This is a genomic window from Agrobacterium vitis, from assembly GCF_014926405.1.
GTDB classification, from domain to species: Bacteria; Pseudomonadota; Alphaproteobacteria; order Rhizobiales; family Rhizobiaceae; genus Allorhizobium; species Allorhizobium vitis_H.
On sequence record NZ_JACXXJ020000004.1, the window covers coordinates 18,805 to 40,426 of the forward strand.

The following is a 21,622-nucleotide window of genomic DNA, read 5'->3' on the forward strand; positions in this document are numbered from 1 at the left end:
TCTGTGAGCGCAGCAGTCATTGCCTTGCCGCCCAGGTCACGAAGCTGGACTGACCGTCATATGGCTGGTGCTTGGCTGGATCGATGACGAAGCCATGTCGGCCGATCACGTAGTCGGAGCGTGGAACCAGAAACCGCCGTTCGGCGGTCTCGCCCCGGATCCCCCCCAAAGTCGCGATGCACTCGACGAGACCTGGCTGGTGATCGGAATTCAGGGCCGCAATAACGACCCAGTCGTTGCGATGTCGCTTCTCGAAATCCTGCCTGTCCCGCATGTGAGACTGACTGCCGTTCAGTATAACACCCATGACGCGCTCGTAGGCATCAGGGTAATAGTCGCGAAATGTGCGATCAGCCAGACGCCGCTCATAGGCGGTGAACAGTTGGGGGAAAGCATGGGCGACCTTCGCCCATTCACAATCCTCTTCATAAAATTCGCCGTCATTCCGGAAGAGGGCATGGACGGCCGCGTTGGCTTTCTCGGCGAGATGGAAACCGCCGTGACTGGCGGTAGAATGCAGAATGATCCCCTCGGCGAATTGCCGCGAAACCTGCGCCCTGCCCCATGGTGTCGAGGCTCCCGCTGGTATCGTCGGTCGCTTCAATGACCGTAGTTCAGCCTCATGGGCCGCTTTTTCTGCGGCGACATCTTCATGGATCTCTGCCATGACAAACTCCTTCTGATCGCTGGAAACAAAAACGCCGCCAGCGTGAGCCAGCGGCGTCGGTTCAGATCCTGGTGCCTGATGCTATTCGGCGGCCTCGCGAAAACCCTGGTCGGCCTCTTCCACGGCGGCCGAATGGTCCACAATTCCACAACCGGAAGGCCGATCTTCGAGCGTATCGGGAACGTCGTCGGCATCCTCCAATCCGCTGTCGACGGTGGTGTAACGTCCAGCCCACGACCGCACGTCCTCAGTGGAAGGCGCGAGCAGCGCTGCTGGATGCACCAGCTTTCCCACGGCAAAATGCTCGACCAGAGCCGCACGGGTATCCTTCACTTTGATCCGACCGGGCACGCCCGCCGTTTCCGCGGTCGCCTCCAGCGCAGTGCGTGACAGGCATGAGAGGAAGTCTTCCGTCGCCATATTGACCAGGAACTCATCAGCGCCGACAGCGTCGCCGGCAATACGGGCGATCAGGCCGCTATCGGAGCGATTGCGCCGAAGCGAAAGGACTTCGATCAGGACCGAGCGCGCAGCCTGCACCAGTGTCTGTCGATCGAAGGACAGCTTGCCGTCCTCGCCAATCAGCCGGGCAGCATGCGGGCCGCATTTGGCATGACCGTAGGGATTGTCCGATGCGCCGCTGGCAATGCTGACATTTGTGCCGGTGAAGGCTAGAATGAGCAGAGCCATCAGAGTGTCGTCCTCGATCGGCGCCCGGGCGAGCGCCTCGTGCAGAGCATCGGTGCGCAGATCGCCGATCATGTCGAGACCCTTCTGGGTCACGTCGGGCCGCGCCTTGGTTACCTCGACCTCGTCAACGACGGTTTCGACACCATCGGAATCCTTGACCAGCTTGGGCTTCTTCGCCTCCGGCATGCGATAGGCAACGGACTGGACCGACCCGTCGCGCGCGTTGATGTACCAGCCGGTCAGGTCGCCCTTGCCCGGCTTGCCATAGACCTGTTGCGCCTTTGCCGGCAGTTTGGCCTGGCCGTATTCATTGGCCTCGATAACCGAGCCGCGCTTGGGCAGGTTGTTGGCCAGCCATTCCTGCTGCGCCCCGAGAAAAGCCTCGACATCCGTGGTGTAGCGGCTGTCCTCGTCGGCGGGTGCAAACAGGTCCTCGACCCAGGTGATGCCGTAGGCCTGCGCCAGCTCGTCACCGAAGCTTGCATGCTTTGCGAGCATCCTGGTCGTGGTCAGTGCGCGGGCCACCTCCCACCACGACACGTGCGGGTCCTGCTTCTTCGGCTTGTACTTCTTCCAGACCTCGGCCTGCTCGCCCTCACCGGCGGCGGCGATCGTGCGCAGCTGCTGCTCGTTCGGCATATCGCCACGCGCCATCTGGTCGAGCATCGCGGGCAGGATATTGGCCAGAAGCCGCAACTTTCTGATCTGCCGGCTGGGGAGTGCCAGCGCCATGGCGATCGACTCTTCGGTCCATCCGAGAGCCACCAGCCGCTCGATGGCGCGCCATTGGTCGACAGGGTTCAGCGGTTCGCGGGCGATGTTCTCCGCAAAGGACTGCATGGCGCCGAGATCGTCGGAGGGATCCGCCAGCAGCAGCGGGATTTCCAAGAGACCGGCGGCTATCGCCTGGGCGGCGCGGCGGTGACCGAAGACGATGACGTAGCTGTTTCCGCCCTCCGGATCGAGTCTGACGATCGGCGGCTGGACGACACCGATGGCCCTGATCGATGCGCATAGCAGCGCGTCAGACTGTGGTGAGGATTTCGACTGACGGGACCGGTCGGGATTGTCCTTCAGGCTGCGCGGATCGGCTGTAATCAACTGCATGGGAATCACCTCTTGAGCTTCGGGCGGACGGGCTGTCCTTGCCTCCTCATCTTCTTTTCGAAGACATCTCCCGAACCGCAGGACGGGCCGACGGCTGCAATTGCGCCGGAGCAGACCTGGCTTGTGGAGGAGCGAGGCACACCTGCCTTGCGAGGCAAGCTGGCCCGGTCTCGGCGACCGGCGCGATTGAGGGAACCGGCAGCCGTTGGACCGGACTTGCGAACCGGTTTCCTATCCCCTTCTTTCCCCTCTACGTTTTACCCTCGTGTTAAATCTGCCCGATCCCGATTGGCCATTCGCACCAGGCGTTGTAGGATGTTGAGCTTGGATGCCGAACAGAATCACTCCAAAATATACCCTTGACGGCATATAACTCTGAGATCATATTATGACGAAGGAATGGGCAGTTCTGCTCCACGACGAGTTCGACCCGGAGTTTTCAGCCCTGCCGGAAGAGGTACAGGACGAAATCTTCGCGGCCTTGCCGCTCCTGAAAGCTTACGGTCCACAACTTGGTCGTCCCTACGCCGATACGCTCAAGGGATCGGCACACGCGAATATGAAGGAATTGCGGTTCAAGGCTGCAGACGGCGTCTGGCGACTGGCTTATGCGTTCGATCCCGAGCGCCGGGCAATCCTCCTGGTGGCAGGCGACAAATCGGGCGGCAGTCAGACGCGGTTCTACAAAGTGCTGATCGCAAAAGCCGATCAGCGATTGACACAGCATCTCGACGCAATGAAGGAGAAAAAGAATGGCTAGATCATTGGATGACGTCCTTCAGGGCCTTCCTGCGGAACGTCGCGAACGGCTCGAACAGCTGGGCAACGAGCGGCTCGAGGAATACCGGACACTGCAGGATCTGCGCAAGGCGCGCGACCTCACCCAGGTCCGGATGGCCGAAACGCTCGGTGTAAAACAGGAAAATATTTCGCGCCTGGAGAAGCGGAGCGATCTACTTCTGTCCACGTTGCGCAGTTATGTCGGGGCCATGGGCGGCACCCTGGAGCTTGTCGCCCGTTTTCCGGACCGGCATCCGGTCGTCCTGTCTTCCTTGTTCGATAATGATGCCGGTGCCGTCTCAAAAGAAAACCCGGCAAGATCTCGTGCCAAAAAAGCACCGCTCCGCAGCCTGACAGGCTGATAAAAATTTGGGTCCGATGGCAAAAGTGCTCGCGCACCTGAAAACGAAAGGGCGCTCGACACTTTCGGGGAGCGCCCTTCCAACCCGGACAGCTACGCACACGCGGCAATCGCCACTGTGAGGCAAACCATCAAAACGGGTGATGGCCTATAGATGTGTATAGGCCGAGCCCGTTTCAAGTGACGGTGAATATGCCGCTGTTTACGCGGCTTGGTGGCGATCCTCCTCTGCCTCATCGGCGGTTGCTGCCAGATCCCTTTCGATCTCGTCCAGTTGGCTCAATTTGAGTTCGAGCTCGGCTTCGAATGAGAAGGTTTCCCCCAGCCTCGGTGTGTAGGAGGCGAGGCGACGTTTCGCATCGGCGAGCCGATTGAGATAGTTCTCGCGCTCATGTTCAAACCCACCAAGCGCATGTTCGAGCCGGGAGATCGCGCCGATCGGGGTCGTGGTCACGGCCAAGTCGATCTCGTAGTCGCCACCAGTTCGTTGAAGCAGCGTGTCGTAGCGATAGCTATCCTTGCCGAACCGTTCGCCCCGATAGGCGAGATCGAAGCCGCCTATCGTGGCAATGATCACCTCGTTCTCCTGCTGAAGCTGAACCAGCGTCAGGATTTCCTTCATCAGCGCGCGGCCAGCGAGTTTGCGCTCGTCGAATGTATCTTCGCCAACTTGCATGACAAAGGCGTCGCCAGATGTCGGGACCAGCCGCTCGATATCCTTTTCCACATCCTCGATCCGGCGAGTGGAAAACTCGATATCCCGTTCGGCGTCGCGGATCTGCCGCCGGATCGCGTGCTGATCATCGATATGGGCGGCACGCAACCGATCGAGACGGGCGATCTCGGCCTCCAGCCCGGCCTTCTGCATCAGACGCTCGTCGCCTGACGCGATGGCCTTGGCCATGGCGAACTGATTTGCCTGCCCCTCGCCCATGTCCTCCAACCGGCGCACGCTTGTGTCGCCTGACAGGGCCGCCGCAATGAACCGGGCCTTGCGCTCGTTGTTCTGCCACATGGTGGCGTCAAGTGAACCAAGCGTCGCATAGGCAAAGACATCGACCTCGTCATGCTGGTTGCCCTGGCGAATGATCCGGCCCTCCCGCTGTTCGATCTGCGATGGCAACCACGGCACATCGAGGTGGTGGAGCGCTTTCAGCCGCGCCTGGACATTGACACCGGTGCCCATGGTTTCGGACGAGCCGATCAGCACGCGGACCTTGCCGGCATTGAAGTCGTTGAACAGCCGCTGCTTTGCATCCGACTTCTTGTAGTCTTGCATGAACGCGATTTGGGAAGCCGGCACGCCAAGGCGGACGAGCTCATCGCGGATCCATCTATATGCGGAAAAACCGCGGGATGCCTCGACATTGATCGTGCCGAGATCGGAGAAGATCAACTGGCCGGCGCCCGGCCGGTCGAACGGCTTGCCGTCCTTGCGACGATACTCCGCCTCTCCCGTTTCCTGCCAGATCCGGTGGGTGTTAGTGACAAGTGCGTTCAGCTTGTTGGCCGCCTCGTTGCCCATCGCCTGATCGACGAGGCGAAGATCGATGGCGGCGTGACGTCCGTCGGTGATGACCGAGAGCAGGATGTCATCGCCGGGCTTGGCCGGGCCATCGCGCATCTCGATCGCCTTGATGCGGGCATCGAGCAGCTTCTGATAGGCTTTGAACGCAGGCGTCGGCTCGGCGGTAACGATCTGTCGCTTGCCGCCGGAGACCTCGGGGACCTTCACATAGGTCCTGAGATCCGCTGGCAGCACGACATCGGCAAACGAGCGGAACATGGCGATCAGTTCTGGCACGTTGACGAACTGGCTGAAGCGCGTGACCGGCTTGTATTTACCCGACGGCTGTAGTTCGAGTTCGGTCGAGGTGTCGCCGAAGGTCGAGGCCCATGCGTCGAACTCGTGCAGACCACGTTCCGACAATGCTGCCGGATCCATCATCCGCTGCACGGAGAACATCTCGCCGAGCGTATTGGTGATCGGCGTTCCCGAAGCCAGCACCAGCGCCCTGCCCGGGTTCTTCGTCTCGATGAAGCGGGATTTAACGAACAGGTCCCAGGCGCGCTGCGAGCCGTTCGGATCGACACCGCGCAGCGTCGACATATTGGTGGCGAACGATAGCTTGCGGAATTCCTGCGCCTCGTCGACGATGATCTGGTCGATGCCAAGCTCGGAGATGGTCAGCAGATCGTCCTTGCGGGTGGCGAGTGCTTCCAGCCGTTCCTTGTGACCTTCCTTCAAGCGTTCGATGCGCTTGCGAGAAAGCCGGTCCTGGCTGTCGACCTTGACCAGCAGCTCCTCGTAAAGCTCCAGTTCATCCTGGATCATTTGCGCCTCAAAGGCCGATGGCACGGATATGAACCGAAACGCCGAATGGGTGATGATGATGGCGTCCCAGTTGGCGGTTGCTGCGCGCGACAGGAAGCGATGGCGCTTTTCCCTGACGAAGTTGGTCTCGTCGGCGACCAGGATCCGGGCATTGGGATAGAGCGCCAGAAACTCGCGGGCCGCTTGCGCCAGGCAATGGCCGGGCACGACCAGCATCGCTTTGTTGATCAGGCCCAGACGCCGCTGCTCCATAATCGCGGCTGCCATGGTCAACGTCTTTCCAGCGCCGACGGCATGGGCCAGATAGGTGGCGCCGGCGGAGATGATCCGCCAGATGCCGCGCTTCTGGTGCCCATAAAGAGAAAAGGCGCCAGAGGCGCCTGGCAGTTGGAGATGATCGCCGTTAAAAGCACGCGGCGCGATGTTGTTGAACGTGTCGTTATAGACCCGCGCCAGCCGGTCGGTTCGATCCGGATCGGACCAGATCCACGACTGGAACGCCGCCTTGATCTTGGCGAGCTTTTCCTTGGCGGCTTCCGTCTCCACCGTGTTCAGCACCCGGCGTTCGGTTTCGCCGTCGCGAACCGTATCGAAGATCTGCGGCACGGACGAGTTCAGGGCGTCGGATAGAAGCTGTCCGGCATGGCGGCGATGCGTGCCCCATTCCGTGGTGCCAGCGGCCGACCATTCCAGCTGCCGCGCATTGACCGTCCAGGTCGCCAGTTCCGGCAGATGGTGAATGGAAATGTCGGCGTCCATCGTCTGCTTGACGAAGGCGACGACGTCATCGGCCGGGATCCACGGTGCGCCGGGGCGTGCGGTAATATCCGAGGGCCTAAGATCGGCCGGTTGGACCCGCTCCAGCGCTGTCACGTTCCGCGCGAAGACTGGATCAAGCTCGGCAGCCGCGCGGGCAACAGTGAGCTTCGAGCGGACTGCGCCGGACAGGTAGGCGTCCGCCATCTGCCAGGAGCCGTTGGACGGATCGTGGAAGATCGCCTCCCCCAGTTCGCCGATAACATCCTCAACGTCACGGTGCAGCAACTCGGCGATATGATCGGGATCGACATGACCGCGTTCGTTCAGAACAACCGCGAGCGCATCTGATGCCGAGGTGATCACGGGCGCTGGCGGTGGCGCGATCACCCGCTCGGTAAAGATCGGACCAGGCTTGGCTGTGTTGGTTTCCAGGTCGTAGTCTTCGATTGAGGCGACAAGCCAGCAATCGGGATCATCCAGAAAGGGCGCGATATTCGGCCGGCGATGGGACTCCCTGACTTCACCGGTTTCCGGATCCTCCGATGTCGAAACGGAGGTGAAGTTAATCGGACCGAATTCGCGCACGAAGCTCGACCAGGCGATGCGCAGCGCGACCTGCGCCTGGGTCCATGGCTGATCGCGTTCTTGGCAAGCTAGCACCAGACGCACGGCGTCCCGGATCGGAATCAGCTTTCGGATGATCAGCGCATGCTTGGCAAAGATCCCGTCGGTACTCTTGCCCTTCCTGACCTCGACCGGGACAGCGACGCCGTCCACCACCTGCATCAGCTCCGTGCCTTTGCCGATGAAATAGCTGCCCTCGCGCACCTTCGGATCGTCGGGCCGCTCTGCCGTCGCCTCGGCCACCTCGTCCTCGAGTGCGAAATCGATCGGCGCAACATCTCCGGCGTAGATGTCGGCTGGTAGCTGACTGATCGCGGCGTTAAGGCTCGTCTCGAGATCATCACCGATCGGGAGGCAGGTATAGGCCTCGCCGAATGGACCTGAGGTGATCGCATGGCGGCCCAACACCATGTCGGGACGGTCGACGAACCACCTGTTGATACGGACGCTCCCGCCCTCGCCTGCCACCGACGCATCCGCAAGATCGAGCCAGCTATCGTCTCCAGCCGGCTCGTCGGCGCGGCGCTTCTGGAAAATGAGGATATCGACGACAACATCCGTGCCGGCGTCAGCGCGAAAGCTACCTTCGGGCAGGCGGATTGCGCCAACGAGATCGGCCATGCCGGCAATGTGTTCACGGGCGCGGGCATCGGCCTTGTCCATTGTGCCGGACGAGGTCACAAAGGCGGCAAGCCCGCCGGGCTTCAGCCGGTCGATCGCCCATCGAACCCCATGCGGATCAAGCCTGACCAGATGGCACGAACGATAAACTCCGGCGTGAAGTGGGCATATTGGGTGCAGCGCGCCAGAGATGCGTAGTCCCCTGCCGCGACGGCGCTTTCCAGATTGCCGCCGAGCTCCTCCCAGCCTTTGCGAAATGCCTCGTCGCCGGGACGCCGGAATATGCCGTTGGCCAGGTCCGACGCGCCGAAGCCGGTGAACTTGATCAATCTGGCCTGCTGGTCAGGACGAGCCGGCAGGCCCTGGCGCTCGATCTCGTTCGCCAGCAGGATGGCGGCGATATTGTCACGCGCACGGTCGCGCCACGATTTTGCAAGACCGCGAGAACCCTGCAGCCTGAAATCCACCTTCGCCCGAATCTGCGTTGTTCGCTTTGGTTCTTTGCGAACTGGGACTGCAGGTGCCGGCGTCGATGGCGGGTGGTCGGTATCTATATCGGTGAATTCTGCTGCGAAACCCGATACGCCGAGATCGAAACCAGATGCGAGAGCTGTATTGTCGAACAGGTCGATGGTGTAAGGATCGTCATGCGCCATTGGAAAACTCCTGTGAGTGGGCGCGCCGAGGCACACTCCCGGAAGAAGCGGTGTTGCCAGGCTGCGGATGGTGGAAGTTTGGAAATGAAGGCCGCCGTCAGGCAGCGATCGTTTCCGGCAGAAGACGGAATTGTACGGGCAGCTTAGCGGCGATCTCCTCGTCGGTCAGATCGTCGAGCAGCTTCCAGATCTTGCCTTGAGCTGAGGGATAAACGAGCACGATCTGGCGATTGCGGAGATCGGCTGGAAAGCGCCCGTCGGAATAGCCCCGGAAATCCGGACCGGTTGCGCTCCAGATATGATCGAGCTTTTCCTGTCGGTTCATGGCGCGGACCGGGCGGGATTCGCGGGCGATGATCTCGGCGCGCATGCGGTCGGGCGACTGGCGATCGCCCAGATCGCAATAGCCGTGGAACCATCGGGACCGATCATCGATCGTCAGGGCGAAGAACATGCTGGTGACGCTGGCGGCCAGAAACTCGCGCATGGCGAACATGTCGCCACGATAGAAGAGCGGCGGCAGGATCTCGAACATATGATCGTGGTCCGCTTCTGTGATTTCGAACCATTCGCCGACATAGCGCCTGCCGGAAATGCGGTCATCGTCGAATGGCGACTGGCTGTGGCGGTTGAAAAGGGCGTACATCTCGTGGCGGCTGGCCACGCCTTCGAACACCTTACGGATAGCGGGGGAAACGAACATCTGCGGCTCCTTTGGGGTTGCGGCTGAGCTGAAAAGCCTGTTCGACCTCTCCTGCTTCAGTCCTTTGATTACCCCTCCTCAGCCGGCGCCTCGCGGGCAGCGGGTCAAGGGCCGCCGTCTGGCGGGCGAAGCTTTACCCTTGATGCGCTGGCCGCGTATGCGGCAGCTCTCCTCTTTCCCTCCTCTCCTTCAATTCCTCATTCCAGTCTTCACATCGCGGCCTCAGCCGCGAGAAGTCACACCCCGCGCTGTTGGCCATCTGGCGCAGGCGATCGGCAAAAACCTCACCCTGAACGTTGTTGTCGGTCGCGGCCACAAGCCACGCGCCTTCCCCGGAAGCCAGGGTCTCCAACGCCTGAGCGGTCAACGGCGACCAGCCGCCACCGGTGCTGACATAAAGCGTGTCGGATCGTGTCTGCTCGATCGCCGCCAGGCTGAGTGCATCGATTGCCGCCTCCGTCACACAGATCCGGCGGGCATCCACCTTTCCAAACCGGAAGAGCGCCTTGGCGCCGCCGGTGGAAAACCCGCGCCAGTCCGGACCGCGTTCCTCCCAACCGATGGTGGCGCCAGCCGCATCGACATGTTTTGCCCACACAGAGCCATATGGACCTTCCCGGAGAACGTCTGCATCGATCGCGGCTGAAATGACTTGCCATGGCAGCGCCCGGTTTTGTCTGAGATAGCTCCACGTCGCCGATGCGCGCCATGGCCGTTTTCTATAGTTCCAGCGGTCAGGGATAGAAGCATCTGTTTGCGTTTGACGAAAAGGCTTCTCCCAGGTCGCTGCGGTTGGCTGAAACGCGACGAGATCGCCGACCACCGCCAAGGCCTCGGCAAAGCCGATCCCATGGAGATAGCTTGCGAGCGCGAAAACGTCGCCCTTGGCTTCAGATCGGGCGTCGAACCATCCCCTGTCATCGTGGATCACAATGACGATGTCGTCGTCGCGCCGGAATTTGACCGCCCGGCGTGTGCTCTCTTTCCGGTCTATTGCGAAGCCCTCATGCTCGAGCACTGCTGCGCAGCCCACCCGGGCTCGCAGTTCCTCAATGTCATTTTTATCCATTTCACTTCCTTTAGCTTTTCTGACTGACTGTTCGGACTGGCAGCGCCCAGGCCGCGAAGATGGAAGCGCGCAAGGGCGCGGTTCGCAATGTGCAGATCTGCCGGGAAGGATCGCGGCGAAGCCTCCCTTGCGCGCGCATCAGCGCAAGCGGCATGCGCTCCCCCGAAGGGGTGATCGGCTCAATGAGCCGATCCATAGGCAAAGGGGTCATATTCGTTGATGATGGCGTCCTCGTCGCCGTCATACTCGGCGGAAGGCATGACGCCGATTTCACCATCGATTTCGAAGAGGGTGACCGGGACCATCAGGGTCCGGGCAAGATCGAGTGCGTGGTTTTGTGCGAGGCTGAGATCCGACATGTGATGCTCCATCCAGTGGCGGGGCCGATCCCCGCTCGATGGCGCCCGTTCGATCCGGGCCTGACCGCGGTCACCTCGGCGGCGCAGCCAGAGAGGTCGCAGGAACTGCGAACCCCCTGCGGGTTGACCGTCCAAGGACGGGACTGGATTAGGGACGCCAGACAAGAGAGCTGGGTTTGGCAACGCCATTGGCTGGAGCGGATTGGTATTCGATCTCGCCGCACTGACCTTCGTCTGGATCATCCGGACTGCCATCAACCGGAATGACGTGAAAATAGGGAACGGCTTTGTCTTCCAATGTGAGACTTAGGCGCATAGCGTTCGATTTGTCGGACAGGTGTTCATCGATCGCATCATGTGCGACGGCACACAGGGTGAGACTTTGGCATTGCGTTTAAGACGCAGCGAACGAAGCGTTGCCAACTGGCCCGGTACGCAGCTTCGAGATTTCCTATTCGTGTTAATTCTGAATTGACAAACGATAAAGGTTTTAAAGTAAACTTGATATTCACTTTGAAATCGTGCCATAATGTCCATTATGAATGAACATCCAACGCCCAAGCTAAAGCACCTCATCCAATCGGTTCCGCCGGGCTTCCTCATCGATTCGGCTTGGACGGCACGCCATGCGATCTCACGACAATCCGTATCGGCGTATATCAAGCAGGGTTGGCTTGAGCGGATCGCGACAGGCGTCTACCGACGACCATTTTCGGCAAGAGAAACGGCGCAAGCCGTCACGGGCTGGAAAATTCCCCTGTTATCCGCGCAATGGATCATGGGGCATGCATTCCACGTTGGAGGTGTGACCGCACTTGGATTGCGCGGCCATTCCCACTACCTGCAGCTCGGCGGCGATACACGCGTCTATCTCTATGGCTCGGATATCCCTGACTGGCTACTGACAGTGACAACCGATGCCAGGTTCGTCCGGCGAGGTCATGGACTGTTCCCCGACGAGAACAACGGCGTCGAGGACAGCGAATTCAGCCTCTCCGATACTCCAGATGAGGAGCTGGCCATGAGCCCGTGGCGCTGGCCTATCAAAATGTCGTCGGCAGAGCGGGCGATACTGGAGATTCTCGATGAACTTCCGAAGAACGAGAGCTTTCACAACATCGACATGGTGTTTGAGGGAATGGTCAATCTGCGCCCGAAAATGTTGACGACGCTGTTGACCCAGTGCCGCAGTGTAAAGGTGAAACGCCTTTTCTTCGTCTATGCCGACAAGCACGCGCATGCGTGGCTCAAGCATATCGACAAATCGCAGATCGATATGGGACGCGGCGATCGGGCACTTACCCCAGGCGGCCGGCTTCACCCCATTTATCGCGTAACGGTCCCTGCACACCTGTTGCCAAAGGAGATTATCGATGGCGCGTGATCGCTATATGCGGCAGGTCGAGCTGCTCGTTAGGACGTTGCCCTACATCGCTCGGCAGGATGTCTTCGCCCTCAAGGGGGGAACGGCCATCAACCTGTTCTACAGGGATATGCCCCGCCTCTCGGTCGATATCGACCTCACCTACCTTCCCATTGAGGATCGGGAAACGACGCTCACCGGTATCGACGCCGCACTTGACCGCATTCGTGACGACCTGCTGAAAAATCTTCGCGGCGTCGACGTCCAGCGTATCGCCGGGGGCGGCAACAATGACACGCGGGTGCTCGTCCGGCAGGGCACCACTGAAATCAAGATCGAGACCTCGCCGGTCGCGCGTGGAACTGTGCATCCTCCGGCACTGCGGACGGTCACGGATGGCGTGGCCGAGGCGTTCGGCTTTGCCGAAATGCAGGTCGTGTCCTTCGAGGATCTGTTCGGAGGCAAGCTTCATGCCGCCGTGGACCGCCAGCATCCGCGCGACCTCTTCGACGTGAAGCTGCTCTATGATAATGAAGGCCTCACCGATGCGTTGTTTCGGACCTTCCTGATCTACGTCGCAAGCTCCGGCCGCCCCCCGCATGAGCTGATCAGGCCGTCATTGTCCGCAATCGAAGAAGCCTTCGTGAAAGAATTCGAAGGCATGACCATCGAGCCTGTCAGCCTGATCGAACTGAAAGACGCACGAGCCCGGCTGACAGATGACCTTCGAGCCCGCCTCGATGATAAAGCGATGCGGTTCCTGCTTACTCTCCATGATACGGAGCCGGATTTCGACGCCATCGGGTTGCCACAGGCAGCGGCACTACCGGCAGTACGGTGGAAATTGCTCAATTTAGCAAAGCTGAAGCAGCAGAACCCCGAAAAACACGCCATGCAGCGTGGGGAGATTGAGAATATGTTTGCTTGAGCCCACTGCATTCTCAAGCCCGGCGGGCCGCAGGTTTTGCTCAGTTGTCGAACCAACGCAGCGGACACTACCGGCATGCGACATCGCGCCACCTGCAGGCGGGCATAGCCCGGAGCAAAACATAGAAGAGCATCGGAGCTTTCAGCATCGCGCCGGCCGAACAGGGCGGGAAAGCGGGAATTCTCGACATGGATCGCCCGGAAAAGGGGAGCCGCAGGAGCCTTAGCATAGCGCCGCAAAGCGGAAGGCGGGACCGACTGCCCCCGGAAGAAACGTTCCATTTCAGTCTGTCGCGAAGGCGGAGCCAACGTCCGAGTTTCACGACACAGTCCGTGACAGCGATCTACTCTTCCCTATCGATTAGTCGGGCCGCCACTCGCCGACCTCGATGGAACCGCTCTCGGTCAGTTCGGTACATACGAAGTGTAAAAGCTCATCGTGCCTGATAACGGCGGCGCTCAGCCGGCCAGTCCGATACGCTCCGGTATCCAGTGCTATGCGATTTGAGTAAACTTCGGGCCGCAGCGACTTTGTGATCGTGTGACCATGTAAAACGACGTGGTCAAGGACGTCCATGTGGTCGAGAAAACCGGCCCTGATCCAGCGCAAGTCGTATTCGTCCTGTTTTGCGAGCAGAATGCCGGGACGTATTCCAGCGTGAACAAAACAGAAGCGGCCCATTTCCATGAACGTGTGCGCGTTTTCGAGCAAGTTCACATGATGTGGGAAGACGCGGCGGATATCGGCGGCGATATTCTCAAAATCTGGCACCGGACGACTGGAATATGCACTCACTGTCGCGACGCCTCCCCAGTCCATCCAATTGACAGCGTCCTCATAGGTGAGAGCACCGCGAAGGAGCTCACGCAGGTAAAAATCATGATTGCCGAGAATGAGCCGGGAGCCCGGATAGAGATCGAGTGTCAAGCAGACCTGATCGAGTACCTTCGGACTGTGAGGGCCGCGATCGATCAGATCGCCCAGAAAGATCACGACTGGCTTAGATTGATGATTATTCGCATGGGCGGCAATGTATCCAAGCATGGCTTCGAGAAGATCGGCGCGTCCATGGACGTCGGCAATGGCATAGACGGTGGATGGTAAGCTCTCGGTCGGTATCACTACTTTTTCCTGCAGGCGAAGCCAACGCGTGGCGATCGCCCTTATGCTTGCAACATGTCGGAGCTTGGAGCGGCGGGGACGGGACCAGGGCCAAACCTCGGCGGTGGCATTCCTATAGGCCATGCGGGCGGTGGCACGCTACCAAAAGTGAGTGTGGCGCGAGATTTTCCGCCCTGCCTATCGCGCGTTCCTGCCATGAACGGAATAGTGCGACCCCATGGGGCATCACAACGTCTCCTCAAAAGAGATCAAAGAAAATGTGGCCGGCACCAGCCACGTCTACCGTTATTGCAAACCAGTTTCGACCATCGTTTCCACCATGTCGGCATCACGACGCGGATGACTGAGCATGGCATCCGAGTGGGACGAAGGACGCGCACGAAAAATGCGCCTGATCAAGTTGGCATCTCCGTGGGCATTGACCGCGTCAGCGCTGAGTGTCCCTGTCGCCTTGCTTTTGAGCGCGTCCCCTCTGTAGCCGCCCACCGCACTCACTGAAAATTCCGGCTCTTCACCTTCAGCGTGTCGATATGCAAGTCAGGCACGTAAATTTCCCGCGCCTTGACGCCCATCGGCGGCCGCTCGCGGCTGTCGGGGTTACCCGGCGAACCATGCGCGAACTCGTCGCCACGTCCTGTTGGCACCCGGAAGGTGTCCCGCTCGCCCAGGCTCGCCAGATCGGCGGTCAGATCGAACATACGTTGCGCCACCAGATGCACGACGCCGCCCTCGCGCTGGATCTTGCCGTTGATCGCCATCATTGAGGATCCCAGCACGACGCGGCGCTGTTTTTCGAACAGGCTTGGCCAGACGACAACGTTGGCGACGCCCGTCTCATCCTCGATGGTCATGAACATCACACCCTTGGCGCTGCCCGGCTTCTGACGGAAGAGAACCAGACCCGCCGTCATCAACCATCGCCCGTCGCGCGCCGATGTCGCCTCGGCACAGGTGACAATAGTTCGGCGGGTAAGATCCTCGCGCAGGAAGCTGACCGGATGGGCACGCAGTGTCACGCCGGTATGGCCATAGTCCTCGACGACATTGGCGCCTTCCGTCATTTGCCGAAGCGCCACATCCGGTTCCTGCTGTTCGGCAATCACCGCCCGCTCGCGATCAGCGGCCGCGGCAAACAAAGGTAGGGGTTCGTCACGCAAGGCTTTGATCGCCCAGAGCGCATCGCGTCTTTCAAGTTTCAGGGACGGCCGGAACGCATCGGCTTCGGCCAGCTTGACCAGGGAGGCCGACGACACGCCGGCGCGCCGCCACATATCGTCGATCGAAACGAAGGGATCGCCGCCGCGCGCCACCGCGATTTTTGCCGCATCCTGTTCGGGCAGCCCCTTTACCAGACGCATCCCGAGGCGCACGGCATGGCTGTCGGTCCCCTCGATCTCTTCGAGCGTGCAATCCCATCGCGAACGGTTGATGCAAACCGGCCGGATTACAATACCATGGGCCCGGGCATCTGTGACGATCTGGGCGGGCGCGTAGAACCCCATCGGTTGCGCGTTGATGAGGGCGGCACAGAACACATCCGGATAGTGGCATTTGATATAGGACGAGGCGTAGGCGATCAGAGCAAAGGAAGCGGCATGGCTTTCGGGAAAGCCATAGGAGCCGAAACCCTCGAGCTGCGTGAAGGTCTTTTCGGCGAATTCCTCGGTGTAGCCATTCTTCACCATCCCCTGAGCGTGGGGTGGACGCAAGCGTCATCGCCGCCGCAAGCCAGAAAGAAATCCCGATAAGACGTTATGGGACACCACAAGAATTCGGAGAGGTGGTCGCCTTTCTCGCCAGCGATGAAGCAAGCTATGTTACAGGCATCGCCATGCCCGTCGATGGCGGGCTCAGCCGTGCGATGCTGTGATCCACTTGTCCTGATCCGACCTGTCGTTACTGTTAATGTTTGAAATGGAAAGACCACGAAATTGACGCCGACGCTTCATCTCCCCAACCGCCCGTTCTCGCTGGCATCCGATGTTATCTCGATCCCTCGCGCTTACTTCTGGTCTCCTCCCATTATCCTCGCGCTCGCGGCCTTTCTCCTTTTCTGGGAGGGACCAGGCGTCTATCGCGATTTCCTCATCAACCAGAACCCAGTGGTGGTGGAGGACGGTGATATCCAGGATGGTCAATGCACGACGCGAAAAGCGATCCTCACCGACTGCAAGGCTCGGCTTGTCTATAACGTCAACGGCCAGAGCTACGACACGAAGGTCGACGTCATGTTCGTCGATTTTCATGTGGGCGACTATGAAACTGCACTGGTCATTTCGGCAGATCATCCAGAACTGGCAACGATAAGCCTTGGCCTAGACAAGCTCTGGAACCGCATCATAACGCTCGCAATCTTCACCCTTGCACTGGGCGGCTTGGGCATCGGCATGATTTTCCTGGCCCTGCGCATTTTAAGGGTTAAGAGCCAGTTACGCCGACCCGCCTTGCTCCAACCCGTGCCGGTGGAAATTACCGCCTTCGACCGCAAAAGCAACATTTTTTCCGTTACCTACAACGACAAGATCGCCACCGATAAAACTGGCAGATCCGCTTACACACGCATGACCCAGGGCGCCGAACCCCTGATCGTCGGCGAAGCCAACGGCAAACTTTTGGGCTTGGCCGTCCGACACGGCACCACGTCCCTGCCCGTCCTTCTGGATGACCGCCTCCAGCGCGTTGCATTGACCGAAGACGAGCGAACCTCGGCACTGGCACCCTTCGCAGATCACGCCAGTATTGACGACACGCCAGCTAGCCATCCGCCGAAAAAGACGATGTCGGCCTGGAAAGGCCTGCAAATTTTCTTCGGGACGTTGCTTTTGCTGATCGTCGGCCTGTGCGGTTTTTGGCTTTGGTATGTGACGACCTCACCCACACAATTTCAATCTCCTGGCATGGACATCAACAATATGATGCCTGCACCAATGAACCGCTGGGGCTGCGATCAGCTGAAGAAGCGCTTCGGTGAAAACAGAGCACCGTTCGGATGCGCCGCAGCAGATCACATGAGCTGGAAATGATGCCGGAGATTCAATTGATTAAAAGGTTGGAACTTGTAACTGTTAAGTCTTGACTGCAGTTGCTTCATTCTTCAATTCGCGGTGCGTCAGCCAATAAACATATGGGCTCTTGAAGGGATACGAACCGCCGGCCCGTTGGTCGAGGGACAAAGCGCTGGATATCCGAGACCATTCAACTGCTTAAGACACCTGCTCCGCGGCTCTCTGTAGCAAACCAGCCCGACTTGAGATGACCTTGCGAATTGCGCTCAGGATGGGATGATTGATCCCCTCGTATGCCAACTCTGCAAGAAGGATATCAGCCTCGCTCACAATCCGTTCCGCCATTTGGGCAAGGTCGCGAACAAGGATGCGCTGAGAAGATTTGGTTTCCGGCACAAGTGTCGCCCAATGCTTCAGCTGGATCGTGTCGGGCACATCGCGGCCGCCAATCTTCATGGCGAGCCTCTTTGACAAGCGAGGATAAACGGCCGTGCAAACGACATCGTAGATCGGTGCGAGATCCGGTTCATCGGAGCCATAAAGCAGGGCGTAGTTCTTGCCGTGGGCATCGGCGTTGCCGACGAGATAATGGAAGATCAGCATGCGGATGAACTGCAACCGATCCGCGACAGGTCTAGCGCAGGCCTTGTCGATTAGCCCGAGAGCCCGTTCTGTTCCCGGTCCGCCCTCAGTCTCATACTTCAACTCCGGCGGTACGCTAAGGGCCTGGCAGAAGTCCTCCTGATGCAGGCGCTCGATGATGCCATCTGCAGCCTTCGTCCGATCATAGCGTTCCACCAGGAGAAAAGCAGTGGCTCCACTAAGGCGTATCTCGACATGGGGTACCGGTAGCTTGAGGCGGGCAGCAAGGCGCATACAAAAATACTCATTCTCCACCGTGCCTTCCAACGCCTGGATGACTGGTTTCAAGATATGGGTCGTTGGTCGACCATCTCTCGCCAAGGCAATGGAATCTCCATCGACAATGACCGCCAGTTTGTCCTGCGCGCCGGCGAGCGATAGGCGAATGCCTTCGTCTCCACCAAGCAAAGGCCGTGTCCGCAGCCTGCTGAGAATTTCATCCAGACGTTCCGGAGTGAGAGTTTCCGCTTGGGACTGGCCGGAAGGTTCGGGCGCAGTACCAGTGGGGTAGAGTGACAAGGCCCCTGCACATTCGCCACCGATAACTTCCAACAGTCCAAAAGCGTTGCCTGCCGAAAGGCCTAGCGCCCCAGCAAGCCGTTGCCGTGCGCCCTCGTCCGGCAACAGCCCGGAGAAAAAAGGGCGCACCACCTGGTCACCAAATGGTTCCTCTTGCAGGGGCATTGAGAAGGATATCGCCCGCGATCTTTGGTTCAGGAGGTACGCGCCATCATAGGCGAAAGTCAGCAGGCCGTCGTCAAGCCGGGCGAGCACGCCGGCCTTGGTGTCGCGAAAATAGACGTCTAATACGCGGGTCATGATCGCAAACTCTGGCGACGCCCGACCGAAACAATAAGGCCAAGACCGGCCAAGACTTGCATCGCACGGCCAATCTGGCAGCTCTCTTTGCCGGCCTCGAGTTCACGCAGAAAACGTACGCCCACGCCAATCACCCCGGCGAGTTGCTCCTGGGTTAACCCTTGCTGTTTGCGCTCCTGACGGATCAAAATGCCGAGGCTTTTTGTATCTTTGATGTTTTCCATAATCACCCCTATCGGGACGATTATATCAGCGAAAGCTACAAATGGAAGCGAAAAGAACCGATCGGGATGATTTGCAGGTTTTCTTGCTCGCAGTGTCGAAATAGACCCGTTCGGGAGCAATGAACCAAAGGCAAAGGCCGCATTCACGTTCACTGCTTGAAGCAATTCTCACGATGCCACCTCAGGAACTGGGGATGTGGCCGTTCGAAACCCCTGCCGGGCACGATCGCCCTTCCGGTCTTGTTGAGGAGGCCTTGAATGCTGCCAGGATCGTTCACCTGAGACTATGATGAGCTTCGAGACCCCCGTCACGGACGTAGTCCAGGCATTGTCCTGTCCGCTCTCCCGAACTTTGTCGAAGGTCTCGGTCATCGACTGAGGCGGCCACAAATCGGAGGCCATCAAAGATTGGATCTTACGATCGAGGAAACTCCCCGGCTCCCCGGTGGCAAGATCTTCCATAATCTCGTGATAGGTGACCTTGCGAGGTTGGCTGTTCTCCGGCTTCCGATGCTCCGCTGCCAGCAGGCCGCGCTCCTCGCCCTCGGCATCTGCCTCATTGGCTCTGCGATGCAGCCCGAGCGACCGCAGAATTTTTCCCTTGAATGTCGCCATGCGCCCCTGCCCGCAAAAGCCCGGTAACATCGAGCTTTCCATCGCTGTCGTGAACCTTGCCCGCCTTCAGTACCAATCACACCTACGGGCGATTTGGCAACCTGAGTATCAATAAGCTTCTTTATCTTAGAAATCTGGCCCGTCGCTCTCGTCGAGAATCGATAATCCGGCCTCATATGCCGCCTCAATGAAGGCTTCCCGCGCATGTTCCGGCGTATCGTCCTCACCACCACTCAGGACAGCATCGCAGATCATCAGCGCGGTCACATATTGGATCAAATTCATCTCGGTGCGGTCGAAGGTGGCATGCCGTCCTATCTTGTTAGCAAGCTGCCTCTCTCGTCTGGTGAGGACGATTTTGACGGCGCGAGAAAAATGCTCTCCCGCTCATTCGCTGCTTACAGGGCGCGCCGGGACGGGGACCAAGACTGGATAGAGAGCCGTATCGAGGCCGCGATCGAAGCGAAGGCACTGATGGGCAACGCGTCGGAACGAGGGTGGATCGACCTGGTCTCCGGATCGACCGGCGTTCCGGTGCAGGATCTGCGGGGGATTCAATCCCTGATCGACGATGGCTTTCTCGAAGGGACCGCGCTCGAGATCATAAAGGAACTCCTCGAGTGGATTGCCGACATTCCCGAGCGACTGCTGGATTTCGTGAGGCCCGAAAACCTTGAAGGGCTTTTCGGCGAAGCGTACAAGAAACTGCCCTCGGACGACGAGCGAGGAAAACTGGGTTTGGCTGCGCTTCTGAAAATTCTGCCAGTCTGGATGTCCGCGCGACCGCTGTGCGAAATCGAGCGTCACTACACCGGGCTCCAGGACGTCGGCAATTGCAAGTTCGCACGGCAGTTCGCGCTTAGGGTTGTCCAGGACTTAGCATTTATAGCGGGCCTTCCAGCGAGAATCCTTGTTGCTCGAAATGCCGACGATGAACTCGCGGGCAAACCGACCACTCCTATTCCAACGGTGTTGTCCACGCTGGCCGCTATTGTCCGCGAGGGGTACGACAGTCCCGATGCTCTTGCAAGCCGAGTGGACCACGGCCGCGACGTCTCGCGGGTGAGGTCCATGGCACTATATCATGGCTACAAACCGTACATTGAAGATGGCGGCACGTTTGAAGACTTCAACGACATGCGGGAACGTGTCAAGCGCGGGAAGGAATTGTATACTTTCCTAGAGGAAAGCGGCTGAGCCGCGCTTTGCCTATTCGTTTGGAACACCGCCAGCCACCGCGCCCGCTCGATGCCCGGCACGGGAAGCGGCTCAGAGGGAAGAACGCTGATGCGCCAGCGCGTGGTGGCGGCCGTCGGCTCCCCGAATTCAGCTGCCCCCGGCGGGTGGAGTCATCGACGAACCGCAATTCCGATCGTTCCCGCCGCAAGCTGTAGCCGTCGCGAGGCGGCCATAGGCAGTCGCACCAGCTCGGCGACAACGGCGCAGAGCCCGCCAAAACGCAGACCCTCCTCGAAATTTGTGAGCACATCCTCCCTGGTCGGCTTCGACATAGATCACCCGTTCATGATGAAGCCCTGCCTCACGCCAAGGCAGGCGCGAACGGATCCGGCCGTGCCAGGCACCAGAGGATATTGCCCTTGGTGCGCGCGACGATGTCGGAGTGCGGGCAAGAATCGGCAACTCGATTTGGGGCCCTGATCGCGCCGGCCCCGAAAACGAAAAAGCCTGCCGCGGGAGGAGGTGCGGCAGGCTTTCCGAAAAGAACCGAACAACGGCTGGGAGGAGGAGTGCCGCTGTTCCGACAGACGACCTTTGGGAGGAGGAGTGGACCGTCTGAATTCGAAGCTCTGCGGGAGGAGGTGCATCGCTTCGGTGAATACTAAGGTACCAGTTTCCGCCGCACACGAAACAGACTTTGCTGCAGTGCAGCTATGCGGAAAATGCACGACCTAATCCTGATGAGAGCGACCTCCAGCACAACGCCTCTCGGCGGCCAGACACAAAAACGCCCGCGTCATCAGCGGGCGTAGTGTCAATCAGGATGGGCAGGAAAAAGCCGCTTAGCGGGCGACCGACTGGCGGGCAACGCTGTGGATGTCGGCACGATTGATACCGAGGTCCTGCAGTTCGCGCGAGCTCATGCGGCCGAGTTCGGTAACGGTCTGACGGTACTTGCGCCAGTTGTTGAAGGAGCGTGCCACGTTCATGATGA

17 protein-coding genes and 4 pseudogenes are annotated in these 21,622 nt (G+C 59.5%); 7 read left to right on the forward strand and 14 right to left on the reverse strand.

Translation table 11 applies throughout. The annotated features are described in order from the left end of the window. Positions 1-16: 16 nt before the first annotated feature. Both IEI95_RS08615 and IEI95_RS08620 read right to left on the reverse strand, forming a co-directional pair. A complete protein-coding gene (locus IEI95_RS08615) occupies positions 17-667 on the reverse strand; it encodes a DUF7007 domain-containing protein (RefSeq protein WP_194416299.1) in 651 nt (216 codons plus the stop codon). Between the two features lie 81 nt (positions 668-748). Further along, on the reverse strand, positions 749-2,464 hold the full coding sequence (locus tag IEI95_RS08620) for a ParB/RepB/Spo0J family partition protein (protein WP_194416300.1): 1,716 nt from the start codon (positions 2,462-2,464) through the stop codon (positions 749-751). A gap of 388 nt (positions 2,465-2,852) precedes the next feature. On the opposite strand from IEI95_RS08620, the gene IEI95_RS08625 reads away from it, so the two are divergent. Both IEI95_RS08625 and relB read left to right on the forward strand, forming a co-directional pair. Further along, positions 2,853-3,224: a type II toxin-antitoxin system RelE/ParE family toxin gene (locus IEI95_RS08625; RefSeq protein ID WP_070150050.1), complete on the forward strand. Its 372-nt coding sequence runs from the start codon at positions 2,853-2,855 to the stop codon at positions 3,222-3,224. Further along, the gene (gene relB, locus IEI95_RS08630) at positions 3,217-3,606 is read left to right on the forward strand and encodes a type II toxin-antitoxin system RelB family anti-toxin (protein WP_156536634.1); all 390 of its coding nucleotides are present in this window, start codon (positions 3,217-3,219) and stop codon (positions 3,604-3,606) included. Before IEI95_RS08625 ends, relB begins: the two co-directional genes overlap by 8 nt. A 201-nt stretch (positions 3,607-3,807) precedes the next feature. Here relB and IEI95_RS08635 read toward each other — a convergent pair. The 4 genes and pseudogenes from IEI95_RS08635 to IEI95_RS08650 form a co-directional block, all read right to left on the reverse strand. Beyond that, positions 3,808-8,600, reverse strand: a pseudogene (locus tag IEI95_RS08635) (helicase-like domain-containing protein). Between the two features lie 97 nt (positions 8,601-8,697). Further along, positions 8,698-9,303 (reverse strand): DUF1419 domain-containing protein, encoded by a 606-nt coding sequence (locus IEI95_RS08640; RefSeq protein ID WP_194416301.1) that lies wholly within the window; start codon positions 9,301-9,303, stop codon positions 8,698-8,700. 133 nt (positions 9,304-9,436) lie between these two features. Beyond that, the gene (locus tag IEI95_RS08645; RefSeq protein ID WP_194416302.1) at positions 9,437-10,372 is read right to left on the reverse strand and encodes a DUF3991 and toprim domain-containing protein; all 936 of its coding nucleotides are present in this window, start codon (positions 10,370-10,372) and stop codon (positions 9,437-9,439) included. 179 nt (positions 10,373-10,551) lie between these two features. Then, positions 10,552-10,731, reverse strand: a complete 180-nt coding sequence (locus tag IEI95_RS08650; protein ID WP_020046815.1) for a hypothetical protein — start codon at positions 10,729-10,731, stop codon at positions 10,552-10,554. Positions 10,732-11,269: 538 nt separating this feature from the next. On the opposite strand from IEI95_RS08650, the gene IEI95_RS08655 reads away from it, so the two are divergent. Together IEI95_RS08655 and IEI95_RS08660 are read left to right on the forward strand one after the other, a co-directional pair. Continuing rightward, positions 11,270-12,115, forward strand: a complete 846-nt coding sequence (locus IEI95_RS08655; protein ID WP_194416419.1) for a type IV toxin-antitoxin system AbiEi family antitoxin domain-containing protein — start codon at positions 11,270-11,272, stop codon at positions 12,113-12,115. Next, positions 12,105-13,022, forward strand: a complete 918-nt coding sequence (locus IEI95_RS08660) for a nucleotidyl transferase AbiEii/AbiGii toxin family protein (protein WP_194416303.1) — start codon at positions 12,105-12,107, stop codon at positions 13,020-13,022. Before IEI95_RS08655 ends, IEI95_RS08660 begins: the two co-directional genes overlap by 11 nt. 360 nt (positions 13,023-13,382) lie before the next feature. Here the strand turns inward: IEI95_RS08660 and IEI95_RS08665 are convergent, their stop codons facing one another. Together IEI95_RS08665 and IEI95_RS08670 are read right to left on the reverse strand one after the other, a co-directional pair. Then, positions 13,383-14,144, reverse strand: a complete 762-nt coding sequence (locus IEI95_RS08665) for a metallophosphoesterase (protein WP_194416304.1) — start codon at positions 14,142-14,144, stop codon at positions 13,383-13,385. Positions 14,145-14,635: 491 nt separating this feature from the next. Then, positions 14,636-15,835: pseudogene (locus tag IEI95_RS08670) on the reverse strand (helix-hairpin-helix domain-containing protein); the annotation flags it as partial. 26 nt (positions 15,836-15,861) lie between these two features. On the opposite strand from IEI95_RS08670, the pseudogene IEI95_RS29365 reads away from it, so the two are divergent. Then, positions 15,862-16,014 (forward strand): annotated as a pseudogene (locus tag IEI95_RS29365) (SDR family oxidoreductase); the annotation flags it as partial. A gap of 61 nt (positions 16,015-16,075) precedes the next feature. Continuing rightward, on the forward strand, positions 16,076-17,167 hold the full coding sequence (locus IEI95_RS08680) for a hypothetical protein (RefSeq protein WP_156538353.1): 1,092 nt from the start codon (positions 16,076-16,078) through the stop codon (positions 17,165-17,167). 180 nt (positions 17,168-17,347) lie between these two features. Here the strand turns inward: IEI95_RS08680 and IEI95_RS08685 are convergent, their stop codons facing one another. The 4 genes from IEI95_RS08685 to IEI95_RS08700 all read right to left on the reverse strand — a co-directional run bounded on the left by IEI95_RS08685 (position 17,348) and on the right by IEI95_RS08700 (position 19,734). After that, positions 17,348-18,610 carry a type II toxin-antitoxin system HipA family toxin gene (locus tag IEI95_RS08685; RefSeq protein WP_156538354.1) on the reverse strand — a complete coding sequence of 421 codons (1,263 nt, stop codon included), beginning with the start codon at positions 18,608-18,610 and terminating at the stop codon, positions 17,348-17,350. Then, complete coding sequence (locus IEI95_RS08690) at positions 18,607-18,834, reverse strand: helix-turn-helix domain-containing protein (RefSeq protein ID WP_122069212.1); 228 nt, start codon at positions 18,832-18,834, stop codon at positions 18,607-18,609. The genes IEI95_RS08685 and IEI95_RS08690 overlap by 4 nt, the downstream gene beginning before the upstream one ends. Before the next feature lie 168 nt (positions 18,835-19,002). Beyond that, the gene (locus IEI95_RS29770) at positions 19,003-19,449 is read right to left on the reverse strand and encodes a hypothetical protein (protein WP_194416305.1); all 447 of its coding nucleotides are present in this window, start codon (positions 19,447-19,449) and stop codon (positions 19,003-19,005) included. 126 nt (positions 19,450-19,575) lie between these two features. Beyond that, entirely contained in the window at positions 19,576-19,734 is a 159-nt protein-coding gene (locus tag IEI95_RS08700) for a DUF982 domain-containing protein (RefSeq protein ID WP_156538355.1), read from the reverse strand. Between the two features lie 21 nt (positions 19,735-19,755). On the opposite strand from IEI95_RS08700, the gene IEI95_RS08705 reads away from it, so the two are divergent. Then, positions 19,756-20,646: a hypothetical protein gene (locus IEI95_RS08705; protein ID WP_194416306.1), complete on the forward strand. Its 891-nt coding sequence runs from the start codon at positions 19,756-19,758 to the stop codon at positions 20,644-20,646. A gap of 29 nt (positions 20,647-20,675) precedes the next feature. On the opposite strand, the pseudogene IEI95_RS29375 reads toward IEI95_RS08705, so the two are convergent. Both IEI95_RS29375 and IEI95_RS08710 read right to left on the reverse strand, forming a co-directional pair. Continuing rightward, positions 20,676-21,064 (reverse strand): annotated as a pseudogene (locus IEI95_RS29375) (ImuA family protein); the annotation flags it as partial. 406 nt (positions 21,065-21,470) lie between these two features. After that, positions 21,471-21,617 carry a DUF1127 domain-containing protein gene (locus tag IEI95_RS08710; protein ID WP_003551724.1) on the reverse strand — a complete coding sequence of 49 codons (147 nt, stop codon included), beginning with the start codon at positions 21,615-21,617 and terminating at the stop codon, positions 21,471-21,473. Between the last annotated feature and the right edge of the window lie 5 nt (positions 21,618-21,622).

Coding starts and splice junctions, on each gene's coding strand:
- IEI95_RS29770 (WP_194416305.1), bottom strand. CDS start 19,449: ATGGCGACATTCAAGGGAAAAATTCTGCGGTCGCTCGGGCTGCATCGC.
- IEI95_RS08685 (WP_156538354.1), bottom strand. CDS start 18,610: ATGACCCGCGTATTAGACGTCTATTTTCGCGACACCAAGGCCGGCGTG.
- IEI95_RS08700 (WP_156538355.1), bottom strand. CDS start 19,734: ATGAATTTGATCCAATATGTGACCGCGCTGATGATCTGCGATGCTGTC.
- IEI95_RS08660 (WP_194416303.1), top strand. CDS start 12,105: ATGGCGCGTGATCGCTATATGCGGCAGGTCGAGCTGCTCGTTAGGACG.
- IEI95_RS08690 (WP_122069212.1), bottom strand. CDS start 18,834: ATGGAAAACATCAAAGATACAAAAAGCCTCGGCATTTTGATCCGTCAG.
- IEI95_RS08625 (WP_070150050.1), top strand. CDS start 2,853: ATGACGAAGGAATGGGCAGTTCTGCTCCACGACGAGTTCGACCCGGAG.
- IEI95_RS08640 (WP_194416301.1), bottom strand. CDS start 9,303: ATGTTCGTTTCCCCCGCTATCCGTAAGGTGTTCGAAGGCGTGGCCAGC.
- IEI95_RS08710 (WP_003551724.1), bottom strand. CDS start 21,617: ATGAACGTGGCACGCTCCTTCAACAACTGGCGCAAGTACCGTCAGACC.
- IEI95_RS08615 (WP_194416299.1), bottom strand. CDS start 667: ATGGCAGAGATCCATGAAGATGTCGCCGCAGAAAAAGCGGCCCATGAG.
- IEI95_RS08645 (WP_194416302.1), bottom strand. CDS start 10,372: ATGGATAAAAATGACATTGAGGAACTGCGAGCCCGGGTGGGCTGCGCA.
- IEI95_RS08650 (WP_020046815.1), bottom strand. CDS start 10,731: ATGTCGGATCTCAGCCTCGCACAAAACCACGCACTCGATCTTGCCCGG.
- relB (WP_156536634.1), top strand. CDS start 3,217: ATGGCTAGATCATTGGATGACGTCCTTCAGGGCCTTCCTGCGGAACGT.
- IEI95_RS08620 (WP_194416300.1), bottom strand. CDS start 2,464: ATGCAGTTGATTACAGCCGATCCGCGCAGCCTGAAGGACAATCCCGAC.
- IEI95_RS08705 (WP_194416306.1), top strand. CDS start 19,756: ATGCCGTCCTATCTTGTTAGCAAGCTGCCTCTCTCGTCTGGTGAGGAC.
- IEI95_RS08655 (WP_194416419.1), top strand. CDS start 11,270: ATGAATGAACATCCAACGCCCAAGCTAAAGCACCTCATCCAATCGGTT.